The organism is Amphibacillus sediminis NBRC 103570 (assembly GCF_001552275.1).
Taxonomy (GTDB): domain Bacteria; phylum Bacillota; class Bacilli; order Bacillales; family Amphibacillaceae; genus Amphibacillus_B; species Amphibacillus_B sediminis.
On record NZ_BCQW01000002.1, the window covers coordinates 212,455 to 237,839 of the forward strand.

21 protein-coding genes are annotated in these 25,385 nt (G+C 38.0%); 3 read left to right on the top strand and 18 right to left on the bottom strand.

Going from position 1 to position 25,385, the window contains the following annotated elements; all coding sequences use genetic code 11:
* Nucleotides 1-125: 125 nt before the first annotated feature.
* Nucleotides 126-905, top strand: coding sequence for a M15 family metallopeptidase (locus tag ASE01S_RS02950; RefSeq protein ID WP_067838054.1), 780 nt, complete (start codon nt 126-128; stop codon nt 903-905).
* A 248-nt stretch (nt 906-1,153) separates the two neighbouring features.
* Here the strand turns inward: ASE01S_RS02950 and ASE01S_RS02955 are convergent, their stop codons facing one another.
* From ASE01S_RS02955 to ASE01S_RS03020, 14 genes are all read right to left on the bottom strand, one after another.
* Nucleotides 1,154-3,844, bottom strand: coding sequence for an HAD-IC family P-type ATPase (locus tag ASE01S_RS02955; protein WP_067838057.1), 2,691 nt, complete (start codon nt 3,842-3,844; stop codon nt 1,154-1,156).
* Nucleotides 3,845-4,313: 469 nt separating this feature from the next.
* On the bottom strand, nt 4,314-4,739 hold the full coding sequence (locus tag ASE01S_RS02960) for an SRPBCC family protein (protein WP_067838059.1): 426 nt from the start codon (nt 4,737-4,739) through the stop codon (nt 4,314-4,316).
* Between the two features lie 319 nt (nt 4,740-5,058).
* Nucleotides 5,059-6,984, bottom strand: a complete 1,926-nt coding sequence (locus ASE01S_RS02965; RefSeq protein WP_067838061.1) for an endonuclease MutS2 — start codon at nt 6,982-6,984, stop codon at nt 5,059-5,061.
* Nucleotides 6,985-7,878: 894 nt separating this feature from the next.
* On the bottom strand, nt 7,879-8,700 hold the full coding sequence (locus ASE01S_RS02970) for a CsxC family protein (protein ID WP_067838064.1): 822 nt from the start codon (nt 8,698-8,700) through the stop codon (nt 7,879-7,881).
* A gap of 355 nt (nt 8,701-9,055) precedes the next feature.
* The gene (locus ASE01S_RS02975; protein WP_067838067.1) at nt 9,056-9,787 is read right to left on the bottom strand and encodes an MBL fold metallo-hydrolase; all 732 of its coding nucleotides are present in this window, start codon (nt 9,785-9,787) and stop codon (nt 9,056-9,058) included.
* A 3-nt stretch (nt 9,788-9,790) separates the two neighbouring features.
* The gene (locus tag ASE01S_RS02980) at nt 9,791-10,591 is read right to left on the bottom strand and encodes an ABC transporter ATP-binding protein (RefSeq protein WP_067838070.1); all 801 of its coding nucleotides are present in this window, start codon (nt 10,589-10,591) and stop codon (nt 9,791-9,793) included.
* A gap of 11 nt (nt 10,592-10,602) precedes the next feature.
* Nucleotides 10,603-11,409 (bottom strand): ABC transporter ATP-binding protein, encoded by an 807-nt coding sequence (locus tag ASE01S_RS02985; RefSeq protein ID WP_067838073.1) that lies wholly within the window; start codon nt 11,407-11,409, stop codon nt 10,603-10,605.
* Nucleotides 11,406-12,227: an ABC transporter permease gene (locus tag ASE01S_RS02990; RefSeq protein ID WP_067838076.1), complete on the bottom strand. Its 822-nt coding sequence runs from the start codon at nt 12,225-12,227 to the stop codon at nt 11,406-11,408. Before ASE01S_RS02990 ends, ASE01S_RS02985 begins: the two co-directional genes overlap by 4 nt.
* Nucleotides 12,220-13,176 (bottom strand): ABC transporter permease, encoded by a 957-nt coding sequence (locus ASE01S_RS02995; RefSeq protein ID WP_067838079.1) that lies wholly within the window; start codon nt 13,174-13,176, stop codon nt 12,220-12,222. The genes ASE01S_RS02990 and ASE01S_RS02995 overlap by 8 nt, the downstream gene beginning before the upstream one ends.
* A gap of 12 nt (nt 13,177-13,188) precedes the next feature.
* The gene (locus ASE01S_RS03000; protein ID WP_217995634.1) at nt 13,189-14,754 is read right to left on the bottom strand and encodes an ABC transporter substrate-binding protein; all 1,566 of its coding nucleotides are present in this window, start codon (nt 14,752-14,754) and stop codon (nt 13,189-13,191) included.
* A 35-nt stretch (nt 14,755-14,789) separates the two neighbouring features.
* Nucleotides 14,790-15,638 (bottom strand): MurR/RpiR family transcriptional regulator, encoded by an 849-nt coding sequence (locus tag ASE01S_RS03005; protein ID WP_067838083.1) that lies wholly within the window; start codon nt 15,636-15,638, stop codon nt 14,790-14,792.
* Nucleotides 15,614-16,342 (bottom strand): HAD family hydrolase, encoded by a 729-nt coding sequence (locus tag ASE01S_RS03010; protein ID WP_067838085.1) that lies wholly within the window; start codon nt 16,340-16,342, stop codon nt 15,614-15,616. Before ASE01S_RS03010 ends, ASE01S_RS03005 begins: the two co-directional genes overlap by 25 nt.
* A gap of 890 nt (nt 16,343-17,232) precedes the next feature.
* Complete coding sequence (locus ASE01S_RS03015) at nt 17,233-17,790, bottom strand: cysteine hydrolase family protein (RefSeq protein ID WP_157065131.1); 558 nt, start codon at nt 17,788-17,790, stop codon at nt 17,233-17,235.
* Between the two features lie 293 nt (nt 17,791-18,083).
* Entirely contained in the window at nt 18,084-19,190 is a 1,107-nt protein-coding gene (locus ASE01S_RS03020; protein ID WP_067838093.1) for an MGDG synthase family glycosyltransferase, read from the bottom strand.
* Nucleotides 19,191-19,307: 117 nt separating this feature from the next.
* On the opposite strand from ASE01S_RS03020, the gene ASE01S_RS03025 reads away from it, so the two are divergent.
* Nucleotides 19,308-20,159, top strand: coding sequence for a metallophosphoesterase (locus ASE01S_RS03025; RefSeq protein WP_157065132.1), 852 nt, complete (start codon nt 19,308-19,310; stop codon nt 20,157-20,159).
* 214 nt (nt 20,160-20,373) lie between these two features.
* On the opposite strand, the gene ASE01S_RS03030 is transcribed toward ASE01S_RS03025, so the two are convergent.
* The 4 genes from ASE01S_RS03030 to ASE01S_RS03045 form a co-directional block, all read right to left on the bottom strand.
* On the bottom strand, nt 20,374-20,961 hold the full coding sequence (locus tag ASE01S_RS03030) for a YkoP family protein (RefSeq protein ID WP_306303207.1): 588 nt from the start codon (nt 20,959-20,961) through the stop codon (nt 20,374-20,376).
* A gap of 696 nt (nt 20,962-21,657) precedes the next feature.
* Nucleotides 21,658-22,527 (bottom strand): aminoglycoside 6-adenylyltransferase, encoded by an 870-nt coding sequence (locus ASE01S_RS03035; RefSeq protein WP_067838096.1) that lies wholly within the window; start codon nt 22,525-22,527, stop codon nt 21,658-21,660.
* A 297-nt stretch (nt 22,528-22,824) separates the two neighbouring features.
* Nucleotides 22,825-23,247 carry a DUF1801 domain-containing protein gene (locus ASE01S_RS03040; RefSeq protein WP_067838100.1) on the bottom strand — a complete coding sequence of 141 codons (423 nt, stop codon included), beginning with the start codon at nt 23,245-23,247 and terminating at the stop codon, nt 22,825-22,827.
* A gap of 21 nt (nt 23,248-23,268) precedes the next feature.
* Nucleotides 23,269-23,919: a YdeI/OmpD-associated family protein gene (locus ASE01S_RS03045; protein WP_067838105.1), complete on the bottom strand. Its 651-nt coding sequence runs from the start codon at nt 23,917-23,919 to the stop codon at nt 23,269-23,271.
* 355 nt (nt 23,920-24,274) lie between these two features.
* Here ASE01S_RS03045 and ASE01S_RS03050 point away from each other — a divergent pair, with 355 nt between their 5' ends.
* Entirely contained in the window at nt 24,275-25,282 is a 1,008-nt protein-coding gene (locus tag ASE01S_RS03050; protein ID WP_083512001.1) for a ketoacyl-ACP synthase III, read from the top strand.
* Nucleotides 25,283-25,385 lie beyond the last annotated feature (103 nt).

Here is a 25,385-nt window from a genome sequence, read left to right on the forward strand (position 1 = left end):
GTAAATATTTCAACATGCCAACAAACGTATAAGAAAATGACAGTTTATTCATCCTAAATAGTATAAATGACGTTTCAAACGATTATAACTATTTGAATAAAGCGGGGTTGTGAAAGAGGGTAACTATGAAGAAAATCAAATGGGGTTTAGTCTTAGTAAGCTTATGTTTCGCGTTAACAGGCGGTCAACGATTTGATCAAGAGAGTCAACAAAACATCACTTCAAGCAGGACTCATCATCCTAAAGAAGAGTTGGAGGTAACCGAGGAAATAACACTAGCAGAAGAGCATTTTAATACGATTGAGACGATAAATGGTCAAAATGTAATCTTAAATCCAGACAATATTATGGTCTTCGTCAATCCCGACTATTCATTACCTGACGCTTATCAGCCAGATGATCTTGTCATACCAAATGTTCGTTTTTCGTTTGATGAGGATGTAGATAAACGTTATTTACGCAAAGAAGCAGCCATAGCACTCGAACAACTTTTTATCGAAGCTGAGAACAATGGCTATAAACTATATGCTGTTTCAGGCTACCGTTCTTTTCAACGTCAAATAGAGCTTTATCAAAATGCCATTAACAACTATGGACCTGACCAATCCGTATCAGCAAGCCCTGGACAAAGCGAACACCAGACAGGCTTAGCAATGGATATTTCTAGTGCTAATAATGGCTTTGCATTAAATGAAGACTTTGGCTTAACTGAGGAAGGAAAATGGGTGGCAGAAAACGCTCACCGATTTGGCTTTATTATTCGTTATCCAGAAGGGAAAGAGACCATAACAGGATTTTCATATGAGCCTTGGCATTTACGTTATGTAGGTAGTGAAGTCGCCGAAATCTTATACAAGAATCATTGGACCTTAGAAGAATATTTTGATCAAGTCAGACCTGTCTAAAGTGAAACATCGTTCAGTGGGGGTTCCATCCCCACTGAACGTTAGTTGAACCAATCGGGCCGTTACTGGCTGCTGGATCTCCCACTTAGAAATGACATGTCCCCTTAGGATCAGTCTCACTAATGTGCTCCGCTATTTCTATACCAACTTCGATCATTCGCATTGGCTAATAATTGGTCCAGTAACACGGTCTTGATATTAGTCATTTGCAATCTATCCTTAAATTTAATCAAACTATAATCAAAATTTTAAGCTGGTTCAGCTTTACGTTTTGCCCTTGAGCCAACAATTTTTCTTGTTATATATTTTTCGATTTCAATCACTATAAACCCTAGCAATCCAATCAAAAATGGATAAAGCCAGTATCTTGCTTCAATTGGATAGAGACCGATTACACTGCTTAAAAATGGATTATACGTAATAAAGATTTGCAAAACGATTAATAATCCAGCCAAAAAGAACGCCATTTTGTTGGAAAAGAAATCTTCATTAAAGGCAAATTCTCGCTCATTACGAACATTAAAGACGTGGAATAACTGTGCTATAACAAGAGCGTGCAAGGCGATTGTATTAACATGCTCTGGTGTGTAATGGTCTGTATCGCCAAGCAAAGTTATATTCATCACTACAATCGTTCCACCAATAAGCAATGACATTAACAAAATTCGAAAAATATAGTATCCACTTAACAGCTTTGTCTCAGGACTACGTGGTTGTCGTTCCATCGCACCAGCTTCTAATTTTTCAAAGGCTAATGCAAATGAAATGGTTACAGCGGTCACCATGTTTACATATAAAACTTGAATGGGGGTTAAGGGCATCTCTATCCCCAACAACAATGCTGAAAAAATTAAAAAAGCTTCAGCACCATTAGTTGGCAGGATAAATAAAATGGTTTTCTTTAAATTATCATAAACACGTCGTCCTTCTTTAACTGCGTTAACAATGGTTTTAAAGTTATCATCTACTAGCACCATTTCTGACGCTTCCTTGGCTACCTCAGTTCCTTGAATCCCCATTGCTACACCAATATCAGCACGCTTTAATGCCGGAGCGTCATTTACACCATCACCAGTCATAGCGCACACTTCGCCGTTTTCTTGCAAGGCCTTAACAAGCTGTAGTTTATTGTCTGGACTTGTACGTGCAAATACATCTGCCCCTTGAGCAGCCTCTTTTAGCTCAGTATCTGACATCTGATCAAGCCTGCGACCCTCGATCACCCGATCACGCTCGGTAAGACCCATTTGTTTTGCAATAGCCAACGCGGTTTCTTTATGGTCACCGGTAATCATTTTTACTTGGATACCCGCCCGTCGGCAAATACGAATCGCTTCAATAGCTTCCTCACGAGGTGGATCCATAATACCAGCTAAACCAATCATAGTCAGCCCTTCATTCAGATCATGATGATCTATTTCCGTCATGGATTGATCAACATACTTTATTGCAGCACCTATGACACGTTCACCTCGGCGTGAACGCTCAAGTAATTTTTCTTCCCAAAATTCGCGATCTTCTGAGCCCTCCTTTAGACCAGCCATTTCAAACAAGCGATCTGGCGCTCCTTTAACATAGATAACCTTCCGATCATGTTCTACTACTAGTCCAGCCATATATTTATAACTTGAGTCAAACGGAATTTTAGAGATAATCGTTAAGGGTTCTATAGGACTGTTCGCCTTTCTAGCTAGGGTAATTAAACATCCTTCGGTAGGCTCACCACTAATCGTCCACTGATTATTTTCATCTTGTCTTAATGCTGCATCATTGATTGACAGAACATTGGTTAGGAAACGTCTTAAGTCTTCATCCTCGTTAACATCGACTTGATTACCGTTTTGTTGTATCTCACCTTCAGGAGCATAGCCCGACCCTGTCACCTCTAGTGTCCGTCCTTTTAATACGACAGATTGAACAGTCATTTCATTCTTGGTCAATGTTCCCGTTTTATCTGAACAAATGACAGTGACAGCACCTAAGGTTTCAACGGACGGTAACGTTCGCATGATCGCGTGATTACGCGCCATGACTTGAACACCCATGGCTAAAATAATCGATAAAATAGCCGGTAATCCTTCAGGAATTGCAGCAACTGCCAGGCTGATAACGTACAGTAACAGATCGCCCCATTCATAATCACGGAAGATGATGCCAAAAACAAACAGCAATGCTGCGATTGCTAGAATTACAATCGCAATCATACGGCCAAATTCAGCTGTTTGCTTAAGTAACGGTGTTTCAATCTCATCGACTTCAGCAATAGACTGGTTAATCTTCCCTATTTCTGTATGAACACCTGTTTCAACAACAATTCCTCGTCCTGATCCCGTAACAACTGCTGTACCTGAAAAAGCCATATTTAAACGATCACCAAGTGCTATGTCCTCAGGTAAAGTGTCAGGGTTCTTTTCAACCGACGTTGATTCACCTGTTAAGGGGGATTCTTCAATCGCTAGTCGGTCTGTCTGAATTAGCCGTAGATCAGCAGGAACCTTGTCACCAGAGGCTAATAAAACAATGTCACCGGGTACTAACGCATTTGAAGCAATGTCTGTTCGCACTCCATCTCTTATAACCGTAGCTTGAAGCGAAAGCATATTTTTAATTCCTTCTAAAGCTTTTTCGGCTTTACTCTCTTGGATATATCCTATTAATGCATTGATGACAACCACTAACAGGATAACAACGGTATCGGCATAATGATTTAATATGACCGTTAACAAAGCAGCTATCAATAGAATATAAATGAGCACATCATTAAAATGGTGGAGAAATTTCAACAATGCAGGAGTTTTCTTAGGCTCAGGTAATTCATTATTGCCCCATTTTTCCCTAGCCTTTTCTACTTGCTGCGTGGTTAATCCATTATTTAAATCTGTTTTCAGTTGTTTTTCAACATCAGTTAAATCAATACTATGCCAATTTTCTTGATTCATAAGCTCACCCTTTCTACTTAACCATTGTCAGTTCCAGCCCTCTTATTATGGATAAAAGTAAGCAAGTATAATCATTTTTGCTTCAACTGATTTTTTCAGGCATAAACTAACTGAAAAACACCAAATCATTTACAGTGAAAAGGAGCCAGTTTTGCTTAGTTTTTCCTAGTTTCAATAAAGTGAAAATTCGTTCAGTGGGGGGTTCGATGCATAGGATGTGCTAATGCAGACGTTACGATGCGACGTCGCGCTTAGACATAACGTGTTCCCTTATTTCTTGTAGCGGGAGTCTTATAAAAGCCATTCGATGGGGCGAGTAATCGCAGCCCCAGCCAGTTACACTGCGATAAATAAAAGCCATTCCACTCTTGTTATTTTTTCAAAAAAAAATCCCCTGATAGGGGAAAAATGTTGTATTTTTTCTCTGAGAGATCAATCCATAAGACAAATCCTATTCCTTTTCTGATCATTAAGCTTGGTATGGATTTCCTTGACCTAACTCACAATATTGTTTTAAACTCAATAAAAACATCGCCCAGTTATGATTACAATAGCGGTAACAGCTTGTAACACTCTTCCAACCTAAATGGCTAAATTCAACGATTGTCTGATTTGCTTGTTGACGCAAATGGAAGGTCACAGTTGTACCAATCCACTCTGGCTCTGCTTCAGATTTAAGACACTCCCAGCTTATCTTCTGATTTGGCGTTAATTCCGTTACTTTCATCACGACGTGATCCTGACCTCCAAAGTAAAAAGAATTTATCGCCCCCGCTTCCTCTGACACCGATAGTGAGGTTGTCCAAATGTTGCCCAACCCTTCTTCGGTAACCAAAGCAGCATAAACTTGCTCAATCGGAGTGTTAATTTTCTGGAGCTGCTCAATACTAACCATTTCACCACCTCCTCTAATTAACATGATAACGTTTTACTAAACATTAAATTTGTTCTGAATTGCGCCAATACAAACGATATCAATATTTAAAAAGATTTCTTAGAAAAACTTGGCACATGCCACTCCTATGGCGAAAGCCTTCGTTTTTTCTTATCCTTAATCCGATAGATGAGTTATACTTTTTAAAAGAAACGTTGACATGACAAATAGTCACTCAACGTTTCGCCTAATCCTCATCTCACTTCATCACAAATAATACAGCTTAAAATAAGCGGGCTTTCATTAGCTTTAATCCAGTCGTATACACCAGTAGGAGGTGTTAATCTTCTTCCTCAAGCCAAACATCTTCAAGGTGCTTCCTCGCCTGGTCCTTCTTGATCTTCCGATAATCCTTACTTTTAAAGATAATGTCAAAGTCATAATCGTCAGGATAAAGCTCCGATGCAGGAATTAAAAGTTTTAGCCGCTTATGATTAAAGCTCTTCTTTATCCCTTTAATTTGAACCAGATAATTACCAAATTGATCTGGTCCTTTATAGACGATACCTGTTTCATTGGTTGCAGTAATGGTGACATTATCACCTTGTGAAAAGATTGCCTTTACTTCATTTTTGCCTTTCTTAACTGTATTTCGATAATGGTTGACGGTGATCTGACGTTTGAGCTCTTCTTGACACAGTTCTTCTTCTGAATAACGCGCTTTGTAGTTGCCTTGCTCGCCATAGGTGAGACTGTAAGCATCATCGACCAGATCCGGATGTAGACCAAGTTTAAGCGCAATTTCAAAAGCCTGACTCTGCCCTGTTGCTCCTAATAAAAGGCGATAGGTAGGCTTTAAAGTCTCAAGCTCAAATTCCATTGCCGCATTCAAAAACCCTGGTGTTTGTTCAGCGAAGCCTTTCACCTCACTATAATGTGTGGTCGCAAGTATGGTTGCCCCTTTCTTAAATAGCTGTTTTAAGATAGTAATCGCCAACCCCATCCCTTCACTTGGATCTGTTCCAGAGCCTAACTCATCAAGTAAAACAAGAGAATATTGATTCGCTTCCTGTAAAATTTTGATAATCGACCGTAACCTAGAGCTAAAAGTACTTAAGTTGTCCGCTATGCTTTGTCCGTCGCCAATATCGACAAAAACATGTTGAAAAATAGCTATATGACTGGCTTGATCTGCTGGGATTAACAAACCAGCCTGAGCCATAACCGTTAGCAAGCCTACCGTCTTTATTGCCACAGTCTTTCCACCTGTATTTGGCCCTGTAATGACTAATGCCCGGTTAGACCGATCGAGTTCCAGGGTAAGTGGTACAGCATCTCCTGCAAGAGCAGGATGATGTGCATTGATAAGCTTAATTGTTTTATTTGTAGTGATCACAGGCTTATTTGCTGCTATATCACGGCAATATTTAGCTTTTGAGAAAATTACATCATAGTGATGCATGACATCGATTGCCGTCATTAGTGCAGGTTCATGCTCAAGAATGGCTTCTGTCAATTCAAAAAGAATCCGTTCAACTTCAGCAGCCTCTGATAACTGATATAGATTTATTTCTTCCTGAATACTTTCAAGTTCAGCCGGTTCAATAAAGAGCGTTGATCCAGAGGCAGATGTATCCAATATCGTCCCTTTAACTTTAGTCCGATATGCCCTTTTCACGGCCAATACATAGCGACCGTTACGTTCTGTAACCGTGTGCTCTTGTAAATAAGTCGCATATTTACTTCCTTTCGCTAATTGATTAATTCGACTCTTTAATCGATCCGTTAAAACCCCTATTTGTCGACGTAAATAACTTAAATCTTTTGATGCATAGTCATCGACTTGACCATTTCGAATGGAGTGATTGATTTGTTGCTCCAAATTGGCCATATCCTCTATTGAATAGGCGAACGAGCTTATTACAGGGGCCATCCATTCTTTGTCAAACATAAAACGTTTCAACTTGTGACAATGGTCAAGAAAGGAAATGACCCGCGCCATTTGATCAGCTCTGATAAATATTCCTTTCTTAGCTTGCTTTAACAGATAAGCCACATCATCCAAAGTATGAATCGGAACACTTGAGCTTACCGCCAAAACTTTTATTGCTTCTTCCACTTCAATCATGGATTGTTCGATCCATTTTTCATTCATACTGGGCTTTAAGGCTAAAATGGTTTGTTTTGCTTGATCCGTATGTGCATATCCAGCTATTTGTTCTTTTACGTCATTAAAACCAAGTGCTTTTAAATGATCTGTTTGCATCGCTTTTATCCTCCTTAATCATCGGCTAAAGAGAGTTGCGCTGCACGATTGTTGATAGCTATTACCATCGATGGTGGTCTTCGCTGGATATCACCAATATAAGTGTCCATCCATCTCCCGAACATACCAAAAGACCGCTATGAACAATCGTTCACAGCGGTCTTAATATAGCCACAAAATACCTAACTGTTTAAATAAATGTTAGGTACCTCCTAATAAGACATTATCTACCACAAACGTGTTCTTAACTACTTGGAATGCATCACCAAATAAACGTCCAAGGACGTTCAGTTAAAAAATGCATTCAAGCTATCCAATTTGATGGATTAGTTAAGAACCACCAGATACATAAATATTCTCCTCGCACATGACAAATACTTACATAACTTAATATAGGTGATCATTTTGTAAATGTCAACAGCATTATGTACTTCACGATAAAATTACGATTTGCATAATCTAATTATATGACTCATTAAGTAATGTTTCCTATGGTGAATTTATCACAGTGTAACTGGGGCTGCGATTATTCGCCCCATTGAAGGGTTTTTGTAAAACTCCCACTTCAAGAAATAAGTGAACACGCCATGTCTAAGCGCGACGTCGTGTCGCAACGTCTGCATTAGCATATCCTATGCGCCGAAACCCCCACTGACGAAGTTTCACTTTATCATACCGTTCAACAGAGGCCATTATGTTGGACGGCTAACTCGATAAGCTAACTCAAGTTAGCCGTTGATGAAGCGTGGATGACAGTGACATGAGGAGAGATAACTTCTCGATAACGACATCTATACTAATTAGAATGTATTAAGTAACTCTACCTGTGTGATCATAGCATGCTCTTCATTAACATCTTCTAGTCTCAAATCATTTTAATAGCGATGGTGTCAGTTAGCCGTTAAACTTTTCGATCCGCTGAACAATTGATTTAATTCGTTCCTGAACAGTTGGCTCAGACTGTTCCTCTTCAATGAGTGGATCAACCTGCTGATTCAACACCTGATGACCATCCTTCGGCTTCACAGGCGGTTTTTTATGATCTGGTCGAAAATGAGTTTGTTGCTTTTGAGTCAGTTTAAAGAATATGACGACCTCAGCCTTCTCAGTAATCTTATGGAAGCGGCCATATTTATCTTCTTCTTTAAACAAGTCAAGATCATTGACAACACTAAATAATAATTCGCACTTAATGGGTTGATTGTAAAATTCAAAGGTTGCCCCGCCTGATTCATGATGGTTAGCACCATGACCTTTTTTATCGATAAAGATTCTTTCATTAGTTAAGGTTGATTTTTGGCTGAAATATTCATCTGGTTTTTCAAAAACGCGAAACTTTTCATTACAGCTAAATGGAACATCGACAGCAAAGTCGTGCACATAACCTTTGTAATCATCGACATATTGAATATTTTTATGGATCACTCCAGAGATAAATACTTTTACCTCAGGTTTTCCACTAATAATAGAAGGAATGGCCTTGCATTGTGTTACCGTTACATTCCTTTTGATACTTTTGATCTCTCTTGCAGCTGTTGGCAATTTAATTTCTGACTCTACTAAAGCTTGCAATTCGGCATCGGCTAATACGATTGGTACAAAAGCTTTTCCGCCAAAATAAGACGTACCTTCACAATCGACACGAATGGTTTTAGCGTGCTCCTTACCCTTTTTCGATTGTTGCTCGATAGAATTTGTTACATTTTTATCATCCACTATATCCCTCTCCTTTTAATTTATGGTATTAATAAAGTTCTCACTAATGGTATATGTTCGAAATAAAGATCGGTATAGACAGATAATGGAAGGTATTTAACCATTTTTAATCATTCGAAACACGGACAAGCTATACTACTGATTTTATCTTGGATTAGCCTTGGAAACCGTTTCGCAGGATAGCCTTATTACCACTAATTAGCACAAGAACAAAATACAACTAGGAGAGTAGATAACCTTCAATCAAAACACATAAAAGCACCCTTAAAAGTTAGCCTTAAAGAACTAACTTTCAAAGCGTGCTTCAAAATTTTTGACAAAAGCAGAAAGGCTTTTGGTAAGCTGATATCCTTACTCAAACTTCAATCATCAGACCAGCTTCTGCTAAACGAATGTTTTTATTACCTTCTTGTTTGGCAGTAACTAATAACTCGTTCAACTCACCGTAGTGGGGAAGGTGACTCAAAATAACTTTTTTTGCCTGAGAGCGATGGGCTAAGATACCTGCTTCTTTTGCGTTCATATGTCCAGCCTGGGCGCCATTCATCCCATCATACAGGCTACATTCCGTAACGAGCAGATCAACACCTTGACAAAAATCGATCAACTCTTCTGTAAAGCTGGTATCTGACGTGAAAACTAACCGCTTATCCGATGATTCAATCTTTATCGCATACGCTTCAACCGGGTGTTGATTCTTTTTGAAGGTAATCTGAAACGGTCCAATCGTCAATTTACTGTCCTCAGTATAGGCTTTAAAAGCAGAAAAGGACACTTCTTCTACTCGACTTCTAATAAGCTCGTCGTCTGGTCCATATATTTGCAAAACTTGATTCGTTCTTTTTAATTGTGTATTAACTAATCTAGAAAATAACAGCACACCAAGATCACTAAAGTGATCATAATGATAATGGGATAAAAGTACGTGATGAAGTTGATTAAGATCAATATAATTTTGCATTAGTGGGACAACCCCACTGCCACAGTCAAGCAACAATGAAAAATCGTTCTCTTGTATTAAAAAGCCTGTGCAAGCAGCATTCTTTTTAGGAAAGCCACCCCACATTCCGATTATTCTACAATGCATTTTTTATCCTTCTCTCTCTAATAGATAAGAACTGGAAATTAACGTCTTCGTATAATCATGTTTCGGTTGAAACAATACTTGTTCCGTCATCCCCTGTTCCAGTACTTGTCCGTTTTTCATGACCATAACATAATCTGCGACCTCATTTACAGCACTAATGTCATGGGATATAAATAAATAACTCATTTGATGTTTTTGTTGTAATTCCTTTAACAACTGTATAATTTGAGCCTGCACGGAAACATCGAGTGCAGAAACACACTCATCAGCAATAATTAGTTTAGGTTTAAGTATTAAAGCTCTTGCAATGGCAACACGCTGAGCCTGACCACCACTTATTTCTGAAGCGTGCTTGTTTAATATACTTTCATCTAAGTAGACTTGGTCAAGCATATCGTGAATTTCTTGTAATAAGATACGCTCAGGCTGATGTTTTTTAAAGATTCCTAAAGGCTCCATTAAATTCTCTTTAATTGTGTAAAACGGATGCAGTGAATCTTTAGGACTTTGAAAGATAAATTGTATGTTTTGCCGAAAGTGTCTATATTCAGTTGAAGTAAAGCTACTAATATCTTTACCTAAATACTTGATTGAACCGTTAGTTGGTTGCTGCAAACCACCGATCAATTCTGACAAGGTAGACTTTCCTGACCCTGATTCTCCAACCACTCCTACAGTTTGGCCTACTCGCACCTGCAAAGAAACATGATCGACCGCCTGAAAGTAGGCTTGCTTATTAAAAAGCTGTTGTTTCTTTATTTTATATTCTTTAACAAGCTCTTCAGCTTCAATAATCGTCTCCATATTCATCACCTTTAGCCAAATTTGTCCATCGATAAGTTAGTTAGGGTTGGAATTAGACTTAATAACTTTTGGGTATAACTATGCTTCGGGTTTGTAAAGATCTCATGGGTCTCTCCAGACTCGACGATCTCTCCTTGATACATCACATACATACGTTGGCAAAATTGCTTCACGATTTTCAAATCATGTGAAATAAATAAAATTGAGACACCCTCACTTTGGTTAAGCTGATTAAATAACTCCATGACTTGCCTTTGAACAACCGTATCTAACGCTGTCGTCGGCTCATCTGCTACAATAAGCTTCGGATCAGTCATTAAGGCCATCGCAATATTCACTCTTTGCTGCATGCCTCCGCTCAACTGTTTGGGATATGCATTTAAAACACGTTTGGGTTCCTTTATCCCTACCTTCTCTAATAAATCGCTTGCTTTTTTTAAGGCTTGCTTTTTATCATTGTCAATATGGTAGAGATAAGCATCGATCATTTGGTATTTGATTTTGATCATCGGATGCAAAAATACCACCGTATTTTGTGGAACAAAACCGATTCCTGCTCCAATTAGCCTCCTCTTATCCTTTGAAGATAACCCGTTTAATTCCTTACCTAATAACTGTCTTACTCCTGACGTTATCACTAAATGATCTGGTAATAAATCAAGGGCAGACTTAACGGTTAACGTTTTTCCAGAACCTGATTCTCCAACGATACCAATAAATTCACCCTGAAAGATCGTTAGTGAAGCATTCTTAATTAAAGCACGGCCTAATCCGTCATCAATACTAACCTTCTCTAATTGGAGTAGCTTCTCCATCATTCAGCCATCCTCCTTGATACGATAGAATCATTCCAGGCGTCACCAATTAGATTAAAACCAAGTACAGTAATCATTAGTATGATACCTGGTGGAACAGCAAGATAGGCATAGGTAAGCATATACTGCCTCGATTCACTTAACATAAGTCCCCAACTAGCGTTAGGAGGTTGAACTCCTAGACCAAGAAACGATAAGGATGACTCGATCAATATCGCACTTCCAATGCTTGCACTAAATTGCGTAATTAATCTTGGTAAAATCATCGGTAAGATATGTTTGAATATAATACGACACTTACTCGCCCCATAGCTCCTGGCCGCTTTAACATATAATTGATTTTTTTGATCCAGCACAAGGGAATACGTTAATCTAGAAAATACCGGAATCATGAAGATGGCAATAGCAATGACCGCATTCCATAAGCCCTTTCCTAAAACAGCCACTAACATCATAGCAAGTAGAATACCAGGAAATGCCATCAAACCATCGATAAACCGCATTAAAATCGTTTCAAGCCAACCATTGGCGGTTGCAGCTAACGCCCCAATCACGATTCCAACGACTGCACCCAAAAAAACTGAAACTAACCCAATAAATAAGGCATATCTAGATGAAATCATAATTCGACTAAGAATATCTCTACCAAACTGATCAGTTCCTAGTAGAAATTCTTTACTAGGGCTTTGAAATCGATTAATCGTATTCATCACATTTGGGTCTTGAGGCAAATAAAAGAAAGAGACGATACAAAGACTAATGACAACGAGCACTAAGAAAAGACCTAGAGAGAATAATTTATGCTGTCTTAATTTACTCATGATTACCTCCAAAACGTATCATTGGATTGGCAAGGCGGTAGCATATGTCTGTAAGAATATTGACGAGCACAACGGCACTTGTAACAAAAATGACCATCCCTTGCAGAAGAATCAAATCACGTTGCTCAACTGTCATTAATAGTAAGCGGCCAATTCCAGGTAGGGCGAAAATATTCTCCACAAGAATAGCTCCAGCTAACATATTGGCAAGCTGCATGCCAATAATGGTTAGAGGTGCAATGCTTGCACCTCTTAACGCGTATTTAACAATCGCTAGGGTTTTAGGCAGCCCATTGACTTGTGTCATTAGCATGTAATCTTGTTCTAACGAACTTAGCATTGAACTACGAATAATTCGAATAAGTGGGCCGACTTGTCCAATAGCTAATACTATAGCTGGCAATAACACACTATGAATGCTCGCTAATATCCCATCATCAAAGCCGACATATCCCGCAACCGGAAACCATCCTAACTTCGATGCAAAAAAAACTAAAAAAATCAGTGCCAACCAGAATTGAGGAACAGCATCGCCCAACTGCATCAAACTACGCGCAATATAATCAACCCAACGTTCTTTAAATAAAGCAGACATAATACCGATGATAAAAGCAAATGGTATGACGATAACCATCGACACAGCAGCCAAAAGCAAGGTGACAGGAAGCCTTTGAATGATTAAGGTCATCACGTCTTCACCGAAGACATAGGAACTTCCCCAATCACCGGAAAATAGGTCTTGTATCCAATGATAGTATTGCTGATACCAAGGTAAGTTTAGTCCCATCACTTCTTGTAATTCAGCGATCTTTTCTGGTGTACCTTCTGTGCCGAGGCTTAGCGTTGCGGGATCACCAGGCATCCACCTTAAAACAAAGAAGGTTATGATTGAAATGAAGAACAAGACCGTCAAGCCACTAATTAGTCGTTTTATAATAAAACTTAACATAGTATTCCTCTTTTACGGATTAGTAAAATAAACATCTTTCATTTGATAAATATCAATTGGATATGAAGTATACCCAGCTACATCACTTGCTGTAACGGTTAAAGTAATCGGTGACTGAATGTACAGTGCAGGTACGTCCTCAGCTAAGATCTTTTGTAACTCTTGATATAAATCAAGTCTTTTCGCATCGTCCTGCTCTTCTTGCACAAGGGTCAATATTTCATCTACTCGCTGATTAGAATAATTGAAATAATTTTCCCCATTCTCTGAATGATATCTAGCTAAAAGATCATAAGGGTCTAGCCTTCCTGTATGACCAACAACCGTTAAATCATATTGTCGATCTGTGTAGACGTCGCTCAACCATGTCGCCCATTCCACAATTTCTATGTTTACCTTAATTCCAATCGCATCAAGCTCATTGGCAATAATTTGTCCAGCATCAACATAAGCTGGATAAGAGGCAGGTAAATACATATCCAACTCTAGCCCATCACGATAACCCGCTTCCTCAAGTAAGGCTTTTGCTTGGTCAGTGTTATAAGATAGAACACTATTCGTATCAATATATTCTTTTAGCATCGTTGGGTAATGAGAACCAATCTCTTCACCATAACCCCACCAAACGGTATCAATTAACGCTTGCTTATCAACCGCTAAATTAATCGCTTGTCTTACTCTTTGATCTGCTAATGCTTCATGCTCGGTATTAATAGCCATAAGTTGAATCGAATTCGAACGATTTTCTAATATGGTATAGTCAGGATTACCTTCAAATTGCCCAACTAGATCACCATTAACAGCAATAATATCAAGCTCGCCTGCTTGAAGCGCAGACACTTGCGATGTTACGTCTGGCATCATTTTGAAATTAACGGTTTCTAAGCTTGCTGGATCATAGTGTTCTGTATGTTTGGTTAAGACAAGCTGTTGTTGCGGAACCCATTCCTCGAATTTGAATGGTCCCGTCCCAATTGGGTGATTTCGTAAATCCTCAGCAGCTTCTTCAGGAACAATAGCTGCCCATGGATAGGCAAAGTTAGACAATAGCTCAACATTTAATGAATCTGTTACAAATTCAATTGTCTTATGATCAATCACGTTGATCTCAGCAATATTGGCATAGTCGCCAGATCGAGGACTTTCTTCATCTTTTAATCTTTCAAATGAATATTTAACATCATCTGCTGTCATTTCCCGTCCGTTATGAAAGACGACGCCTTCTCTTAATTCAAAAGTAATCGTAAGTCCATCATCAGAAATAGCCCATGACTCTGCTAGGTCTTTGTCAATTTCCCCATCTGGTGTAACTGTCACTAATGTATCAAAGATATTGCTTGTAATCTGGAATGTAGAAGCGGCTGTGGTCCGATGTGGATCTAAACCGTCTGGATCAACTGACAAGGCCATATTTAATTCTGTCTTTTCTATATTCACCGTATTTGACTCTTCTTTTTGTTCTGTAGAATCTAGATTACTATTTTCATTAGCTGAACCTTCTTCGTCTGTGCTACTTCCACAAGCAACTAATATAATTGAAACCAACAACACACTAAAGATAAATTTAAATCTTTTCATGATGTTTACACCCCTTCTAGGTTCAAATTAGTGAATTAACATTTCCAATCGTATTTCTGTTGAAATGTAACAAAGTTTTCTTCAACTTGCTGAATATTTGATTGTACTCGAGTCTCATCTAAATAAGAAATAGCACTAACAATCGCATTTATCACCGAAACAGCCGCCGTATAGGAATCTAGAAAGCTCTTTGATTTACATTTAGCGAGCAAACATAAATTTGTATAAGCCTTAATCGGGGCGACCGTTGAATCCGATAATCCAATGACATATGCACCCCTGTCTTGAGCAACCTTAGCAATCTGTAGCACCTTTTGATCGTATCGGGGAAAAGAACAGACAAATACCACATCCTCTTCCTTAAAATAAGCTGCATATTCTGCCGTTTCCCCTTGAGGAATCAAGCTACTATTTCCTAGCATGTATTTGAGAATAAATTGTAAGTAGGTCGTAACAGACAAAGCCATTCTCCAGCCAGCAATCCAAATATTCGGTGCCCTTAAAAGTGCTTGTGCAGCAATATTTATTTCTGATTCACTAATCCCTTTGCTTGTATGAAGGATATTTTCTGCTTCTTGGACAAAGTGTTGCTCGAGCCATTGATCTCGTTTTAATGTCGTTGTTGATACAAGGTTTCTTACTGAGCGATAATCCTTTTTGATAAACTCGTGAATCGCCTGTTTCATAGTCCGATAGCTATCATAGCCTAGCTCACGTGCTAAGCGATGGACAGTTGCTTCACTCACACCTGCCTGTAAAGCAATTTGATTAGCTGAGACGAGCATCACCTCTTCCATATTCTCTAATAAGTAATGAGCAACTTTCTTTTGCGAGCTGCTTAAATCAGCAAATCTTTCCTTTATCCGTTTGTTAATGTATGCCATCTTGAATCACCTAATTGTTTGTCCATTCCCATTAAAGTAGGAAGCAACTCACTGATGTTAGCAATAATAGGAACTTGTTCACTCAATTCTTCGATCCCAACTCGCTGGTAAGGGTTAATGAGAATACTTGCCATTCCAACTTTTTTACTACCAACTACATCGTCATAATAATTATCACCAACATAGAGACATTCCTCAGCCTTTACCCTTGCTTGCTCAAGAGCATGAAGAAAGATTCGCTCATCTGGCTTTTCAATCTTAACCTCTGAAGAAATGACGATATGATCGAGATAACCTGAAATGTGATTTTGATCTAATACCGTTCTTGCCGTTTGATCCCAGTTAGAAATCAGCCCAACACCTAGTCCCTTTTCTTTAAGGGCTTTTAAAGTAGGAATGGTTTTTTCAAAAGCATGCCATTGTGGTTTGACATCATCATGATGACTTGCCCAATCACTTTTGGTGAGTGACAGATTCAGATTGTTATTTAATCTGTTAAAATATTGATCTGCGAATAAAGAACGATCTTTACCAAGCAAGCCCGGAAACTCACGCATAAAGTATTTGTCCGTTAAATGATAGGCAAGCGCAATCTCGTCAAATGATTTAACAATACCTAGCTTGTGGAGTTTTTGTTGATAGACTTCTTCTCTGTTCAAGTTAACTAATGTATAACCTAAGTCAAACCAAATATAAGAAATCAATGTCGTACCATCCCCTTATTCCCCTTTGTTGATGAATTTTTTCCATCATTTTTTAATTATGAAGGTTTTCCCTCACTTCTGATTATAAAGACGTAATATTGTAGATAAATAAAGTAGAGGTTAATCTTTTGTAAACCGATGAAGGAACAAGTTAAAGTGAGTCTGTTGAATGAGGTTAACCACTTAAGACTAAACTGAGCTCTCTGTTAAATCGTTAAGAGACGAGGGAGGAGAATGCATAGCGACCAACGACAGCATTTCAAATGAGAGAGTCACAAAGGAGAGTGTTGTGTAAGATTCATTCGGAAAATATGAGAAAGCAGCTCGCAAAGACATCTATAAGCTGGTCAATTAATATAGTAATAGGATTCTATGACAGAGTGAAGTGAGGTGGGAAAACTAAAGAGCTATGCTAATACAATTGCGTTGGAGAACGGTTAGAACATGAAAAGTTAAAGCTGAACAAAATAAGTTGCTCAGCACGCGCACCTTTTTGATTTACGATGTATTGATTACAAATACTATTGCTTTATAGCGTGAAACTTCGTTCAATGGGGGCTTCGACGCATAGGATGTGCTCGTGCAGACGTGGCTAGGATAAGACTAAACATTTGACTCTAATATGAATATTCGTGTTTTACTCTTGCTTTAGGTAATCATTTTCTCTCCTGATCATGTAGAATTAACCTTTTGCTGATGAATCCAGCTGAATCCCTTGCTTTTTCAAACTCAGGCTGAATTGATAAAGTGGTGAATAATGAAATACATCGCCACAAAACTATCATCTATAGGGCAACACACTAAAAAAATGGTTCCAGCCATCAAGTATTAACGGTTGGAACCATTATATAGGTTTCCTTACCTTACTGTGCTTAGTCAGGTTCAGCTTTTTATCGATAAGTATCGTGAGTCGGGTTAAACAAATCTTCCACTGCTGCTCTAACCAATGCAAAATGGTCGACATTATAATGACCATGCAGGGTTTGGTTATGGTGCCTAATAATCTGATCTGCACTTAACGTTTCATTGTCTGTGGTTGAATGACCCTCACGAACTAATGTAACGTCAAAGCCACTAATGGTAGCAGTTCTAACCGCACTATCTATACAATGTTCTGTTATACAGCCCATTATTACTAAGTGATCAATCTGTTTAACTTGTAGATACTCCAGCAATCCTGTGCCGTAAAAACTATTCGTCGCAGCTTTATCAAAAAACTCCGCATTGCCAGGAATATGAATACTCGGATGAATTTGAAAACCGTGACCGTGACCCTGTGCCACATCTAAATCTCTAACAAAGACCACAGGTACTTTTAGTAACTCAGCTTTCTGAATGACTGAATTAATAGTAAAAAGCAATTGCTCTTTGCGATAAACAGGCCCTTCTTGCTGATTTCCTTCAATTAACTCCTGCTGGGCATCAATAATTAATAATATATGTTGCAAATGCATGGCTCCTTCCATTTATCAAGCGCTAGATAACTTGTACAAAAATCCTAATCGTTTGCCTACTCATTTACTCTTTGTGTCAGTTACCAACGTATACTTATACTGTATCATAACATCTTTTGCAAAAGCGCTTAATGAAATGATTTAATTTTTAATGGAGCTTATATGATTATTATCAAACTAAACGTCTGTTAGCTTGGCACAGCGGTATGCTCCTAAACATAACCTATTGCTCAAGGTGTAGCAGCTTAATGCCAGTGATTATTAATTAATCATTACCAGCTAGACTATTACAAAATCTGGTCGATAAGCTTTGTTAGGCTCATATCAGTTAACAGATTATGATAATTCTCGAGGTTAATGGCTACTTTTCTTAATTGTTCTTCACTTTCAAAGAAGGAAATTAGCTGACTCTCTGTCTCGCCCCAGTCGTTTAAATAATTGACAACACCTAATTGCTGTAATTGATCAAGGTTAATCATCTCTTGCCCCGGAAGAGCATGAAAAATAAAGATCGGTTTTCTTTTTCTCAGTGCTTCACTTATGGTAACACCACCAGGTTTTGTTAGAATACCGTCAACCAAATCATAAAGCTGGTTCATTTTTTTTCTACAACTAACGTAGTCTAACGGGATGATATATCGATGATTCAACGTCCGAAGTTTTTGATAGAGCTGAATGTTCTTTCCACATAATACAAAATAGTTAATTCTTCCGCTTGGCTTGAGACTGCTAATTAATTGCTCCATTGCGCCAACCCCTAAGTTTCCTCCCGTTACCAATATTGATAATGACTGCGTTCTTTGCTTTATCAGTGGAATGGGTTCAGTCTTAATCTCATGATGAATAGGAATACCTGTAAACAAAATTCGGTGTTCTGGTATACCTTTATGCATCAATAGTTCCTTCATAGCTGGGCATGAAACAAAATGAAAGTCAATATGCGTCGTTCCCCAAAACTGATGAATAAAAAAGTCTGTATAAACATTAATGACAGGGATTTGAATCGTATCATTTTCTTTTAAAACATTTAACATGTACGAGGGAAGAGCATGCGTACATACTATACCATCTGGTTGATATTCTTTTAATAAGCGCTTCATCTTAGCTAAAAAAAGCCATTTATACAGTTTAAATTCTTTTTCCTGTTCAATATTTTTATAAACACTTTGTTGATATAACCAGTTATATGAATGTGGTAATAGGTGAATCCATTTAAGATAAGCACCAGAAATAATTGCTTCGGCTTTGCCATAGCTATAAGAAAGAATTTCCGCCTTTTGACATTCTATATCCGGTACATTTAATTGAAGTTCCTCTATTAATGCATTTGCAACCTGATGATGACCAGAAGGAATTCTTAAAAAAGGAAGAAATAAAACCTTTTTTTCGCCCATTTTTTCTTGCACCTCTTCTATGTAGGATTAAAAAACAATATTGGTAGATCACCCATGAATTACCGAGGTCATGAGCTCCTCTATTCTGTATAATGAGTAAATAGAGGAGTGATTATTTTGAATAAATTATTATTCGTTAATATATTGATTATACTGGCTATTCTTATTTTCAAAGCCTACCGCAATACACAAAATATTGTCTTGAAAAAAGTAAAAATAAATCCTAAGGCTAACGCAGAGGATGGGGCAATGATAAACATCCTTCATCTTTCAGACTTACATCTAGAGAATATATCAATCTCAGCTGAAAGACTCTACGAAAGGTTAAAAAAAGAAGCGATTGATTTGATCGCAATCACAGGTGACTTTCTTGATCGAAAGCGAACGATTCCTAAACTTATTCCATACTTAGAGGTATTAAATAAGCTTAATCCTAAATATGGAATCTATTGTGTGTTAGGTAATCATGACTATGTATTAAAGGGAGCAAATTTACAAACCTTAATTGATACATTGAAACAGTATAACTGTCACGTTATGCAAAATAGTCATGAATCGATCTATTTGCAGAATCAAAGATTAAATATTATTGGTGTTGACGATTTCAGTACAAAACGTAGTGACTTATCAAGCTCATATAAGGCAATTAGACCAGGAATGAATTTAGTGCTAACGCATGACCCAAATATTGTGCTTGATATGAAAAAATACCCGTTTGATTATTTATTAGCAGGTCATTTTCATGGTGGTCAAATTTGCTATCCGAAAGCCTACCATCTGGTAAAAATGGGTAAGCTCGTACGCATGAATATGATTAAAGGCCTTCATACCCAAGAAGGACGTCCCTTTTATATAAGCGAAGGATTAGGTCAAACCGGTATAAATATCAGAGTTGGCAGTAAACCAGAAATAACCATTCATCAATTAGCCATCACTAAGAAAAATAACCATTTAATTGCTGCTATTTAGTCTAACTAAAGCTCGTCTTATTATGAATGAGTTTAGCTAAAAATATGCATGTTAGCATTAGCAGAACTTGCTTATCACTAAGTCCTAGGAAACTTTCGTTTTCTTATAAAGTTTAAATTTAGACGGTTTAGTCTTCAAAGAAACGTCGGCGCAGGCACCCTTAACATAGTCACGTCGACGTCTTTTCTTATGACTTATCCACATTGGTCAGCTTTTATGAATATTCGTTTGTTCCAGTCTGAGCATAGTTTTTTAGTAAGGTTTGCTTGGACATGAATAGATAGCATGGAGTATGTTTTTTAAAATTTTGCAATGATAGCGAACTTACAGATAACCAATGAATCGGCAGTAATGCGACACATTTAAAATATTTATACAATGGATTTTTAATTTCAACCGCGTCAAAGCCCAATTTAGCACTTCCCCTATTTAGCATGGTTATGCCGATAACTCCTTTTATCTCCGTGAATTTAGCATGCTTTTTCAAAAATTCAGCCAGCTGTGGTAACGATTTTTCAACACTTCGATGAACGATTAAAGCCTTTCTCACATCACTTTTTACATGCTTTACATTATTTATTAATTGAACATTATGAAGATGAATTTTTATGAGAATGTCGTTTTTTTCGATGACGGTGCCATCAGATAGGGTTGTTGTTGTTCCTTTGTATCCTGTTAAGCGAACCCTAAAAACATTACGCTCGAGCTCCTTTCGGTCATCAATATAAGTTAAGCGTGTACATAAATAATAGATAGGGTCAATTATTGACCATAATGTAAGGACATATAACTTGATATTCATATTCCTTTTCCTCTCATTAAAATGATCAATCTTATTTTGGCAAATGGTAGCTTGAATTATTTCCGTAAAAATTATCCTCTAGCGTCATTAACTAAAAAGAAATGTGCCACTGCCAACGATTAATGCATACGTATGTTTTAAACGGTAAAAAAAGTGAAACTTCGTTCATTGGGGGTTTCGACGCATAAGATGTGCTCGTGCAGACGTTGCGACACGACGTCGCGAACTTAGTCAGCTTCCTCTCTCCCCCACCGAACGTTAGTAACTGGCTGTAGGATCTCCCACTTAGACATGGCGTATTACCTTATTTCTTGTGGTGGGAGGCTTACAAAAGCTCTTCGATGGGGCGGGTAATCGCAGCCCCAGACAGTTACACTGCGATAAAAATAATAAAAACACACTGACTTCAACATTCACCTTCTCAATTATATCATTTAAAACACTGTTTATTTTTCGTTATATAACGCAATCTTATTCACATTACCTAGTGTTAAATAATGAATGATTTGAAACGATCAGATGAGGGATCAAAATTGTATAGTTAGAGCTCAGCAGCTGGCTTAACGGATGAAGCAAACGATAAAATAGAATTAGGCATATTTAAATGTAGATTAAGGAGTGATGTTATTTTTGCGTCAGCAAAAAGACTGAATTCGTTATCGAATTCAGTCTTTTATTCCCCTTTTAATTTGCTTGCTACATTTTGCTGGCGTCCGGTTTTAGCTGTTTAATCCGCTCCAGGTATGCCGTTACATTTTGATCTTCAGTAAGCGGATACGAATATTTTAATCGTTCCGCAACTTCTCTTGATGTACAACGAAATAGATCCAGCGTCAAGAACAAAGCAGACCAGACTGCGTCATAGGATGCCTTAGGATAAGTAGCCATTAAGGCTAACCATGTTTGTTCCGGTAGGTATTTTTCTAAATATTTTCCATTTTTCCCTGTACTAAGCGAAAAGTCAGTGTCTAACCCTACCTTCCACTCCAACATCTTAATCAGCATCGGTCTGACATGTATGTTCAGATGATCCATAGCATAAGTTATTTCTTGTCGCCACAAACCTTTAGCTACATAAGTTGAAACCCACCAAAACTCGTTACAACAATCTGCATAAACATCAGCAGATGGACACTTCACCCAGTAATCTTGATCGGTTGGTGCAGGTAACTCCTCAAGCATCTGATCTTTATCTAATAAGACAATGGAAAGCTTGTCACCTCTATGCCAATTCGTTCTTTTTTCGATCGGACAAAGGGTAAGGTCAATTCGATTTCCATCGGTAAACAACATCAAATAAGAGAAATTCCCATCTAACTCAGGTGGAAATAACTTCGATACCTCTGGTGTTTGCATGATAATACGACTACCAAAATAGTCAATCCAACTTTTATCTTCAATAAGCGCATCCATGTCCGTAACGAGAAACACAATATCGTAATCCTGAAACATATCCTTTGGCACATTCGGATTAGTCCTAGAGCCGTTCATCCCAACCGCACGAACGCGCTCATCACTTCTTGCATAGTCCAAAATCAATTGCATCATCGTCTGTTCACTTCTCAATGGTTAGCGACCTCCATTTATTTATTTTGATGTTTTTTGTTAAAGGAGGGCGATCCACGAATCTGAATGAAACTAGGCTCTTTCCTTGAAAAACGTTACAACTTATCCATAAGCATTTTCATAGGTTATCTCCTCCTTCTTCACTAACTACAGAAAAATCAATCCATCTGGTCTTCCACTAAAGCCCCAAAAAATAAAACATGTTTATTGATCTACACAGCAACCAAAAAGGAATTTACCTAGGTTGGACGAGCAAAGAAGCCAGCCTCGTGTTACAGCGTAACCAAACCATATCGATCAATTATTCGGATAAGTTTCTTGTAAAAATACGATCGATTGCTTGATTAACGCCTTTAGGACATCAATATTAATATCAGCTACTTTATTAATATAGACACAGGCCTTTCCTGTTGTATGTTTGCCAAAGTCCTTTAGTAATTGCTCTCGTTCTGTGTCACCTGTCGCAAAATATAGACTGATTTTTGCTTTTCGAGGTGAAAAGCCAACTAATGGGGCATCGCCTTCATGTCCTGTTTTATATTTATAATGATATTTGCCAAAACCAATAATACTAGGTCCCCACATTTTTGCCTGATAACCTGTTGTCTCTGTAAAGATATCTAATAATTGATAAGCATCTTCCCGTTTTCGCGGATGGTCTACACTTTCAATAAACGCCATAACACTACTATCCGTTTCTTTTGTTTTTAACTCGTACATTGGCAGAACTCACCTCCTTAATTAATGCTTCTTTTGACGGTATAAGTCGATTGATTTATATCCTTGTGCCAAAATATCAAGCATTTGCTGAGAGCGCTTTTCCCTTGTCTTTTGTTGCTTGGCAGAAAAGATATATCGAGCCCAGTCCTTTTGATAACCGGGTGTCAAGTTCTGATAAAAATTAAGCAGATCGGGATGATCGGATAGGTATGCTTCAATCTCTTTAACATGATTTTCATAATCCGCAACTCGCTGACTCGCTGTCATTGACTTTTTAGCTTTTTGTGGCTCCCCCTTCAACCCAACAACCGTAAAAACCTCATCCATACTAACCATCCGCGAGAACTTAAGATCACTATTGGCTATATAGCCATCCTCCCCTACTTGCATAGCTGGAAAAATTTCGTCTCTGTGAATGAATGTGTTATAGCGTTTGTTGCCTTTTTTAGGGTAAGCAAAATATAAATAGCCATTATCAAGTAATAGTTGATGGTCCATGATGTAATGCGTATACGAAACCATTTCCTTAACGGTTTCGACAAAAATAAAAATAGCATCATGGTCTCGACGGAATGTTGTTGCTTGTTTTGTAAATATAGCATAATCACTCGGCTGATTAATGACAACCATATTTGAATACTGATCAAGTTTTAATTTATTTATTATCGTCATAACACGTCTCCCTTTTTTGGTTTAAATCAACCATCATCATGGAAAGCTATTAGAGAAAGGGCATTTGTTTGCTTATGTTTAAAACCAACTCATTGTAGTAATAAAGTGAAACTTCGTCAGTGGGGATTTCAACTCCTACTGGATGAAATACAAATAGGCATTCATCTCTCCACTTAGTGCGAGACTATTGCTGAATAAAGTTGAATATTTTTTTAACACTATTTAATAATCTGATTGTACACGCTTCTTTACTTTTATCCAAATCAATTGCCTTTCCACATTGACGATTAAAGCTATAATCGCTATAATTAATACCAACTACTAATACCAGATGACAATTTGCGAGGTGGAAGCTATGATTAGAGCAAGGATAACAGCTATCGGGACATATGTACCTGAAAAAAAACTGACAAATCGTGAGCTTGAGAATATCGTCGACACAAGTGATGAATGGATTGTTCAAAGGACAGGCATTCAAGAACGCAGAATAGCGCATTCAGATGAATTTACCAGTGACTTATGCATAGCTGCCGTAAAAGATTTAATGCACAGATATCAAAAGGAAGTCGAAGATGTCGACATGCTCATTGTTGCAACAAGTACACCTGATTTCCCATTTCCATCTGTCTCAAGTATTGTCCAACATTCATTAAATATATCCCAAACTGGTGCGATCGATTTAAGTGCAGCATGCGCTGGATTTGTCTATGGATTACATACAGCCCATAGTCTAATTTCGTCTGGACTACATAAAAAAGTACTTGTTATTGGTGCAGACACACTTTCCAAAATCACGGATTATACAGATAGAAGTACCTGTATTTTGTTTGGTGATGGTGCAGGTGCAGTATTAGTTGAAAGAGATCAGCAATCAGAAAGCTTTATTGGCTTTCATCTAGGCAGTGACGGAAGTGGAGCTCAGCATGTTTATCGTCCTGGACTAGCAAACAAAGTAAATGGCATTGAGTTAATCGACACAGAATACCTCGTGCAAAATGGTAGGGAAGTCTTTCGATGGGTTGTAAGAAATGTGCCTGACAGTATACAGCAGCTATTACAAAAAACAAACATGGATTTAGATCAAGTCGATTGGTTTATCCCTCATAGTGCTAACTTAAGATTGATCGAACCCATTTGCGAAAAGTTAGCATACCCTATAGGAAAAACTCTATACAGTTTGGTTAACTATGGTAATACTTCTGCAGCAACGATTCCCTTAGCTCTTGATCTTGGCATCCGAGCGGGAAAAGTCCAGAATGGAGATCGCGTGCTTTTGTATGGTTTTGGTTCTGGCTTAGTCCATGCAGGGCAACTTTTAGAACTAAATTTTGACCAGCATTTCAATCGACCTAAATCGCTATAAGTATTGAATAATTCTATAATTAGAAAGTAGAACAATTGCCGCTCACTTGAGGAGCATAGAACGCATTCTGTTAACATGAAACTTCGTTTAGTGGAGGTTTCGA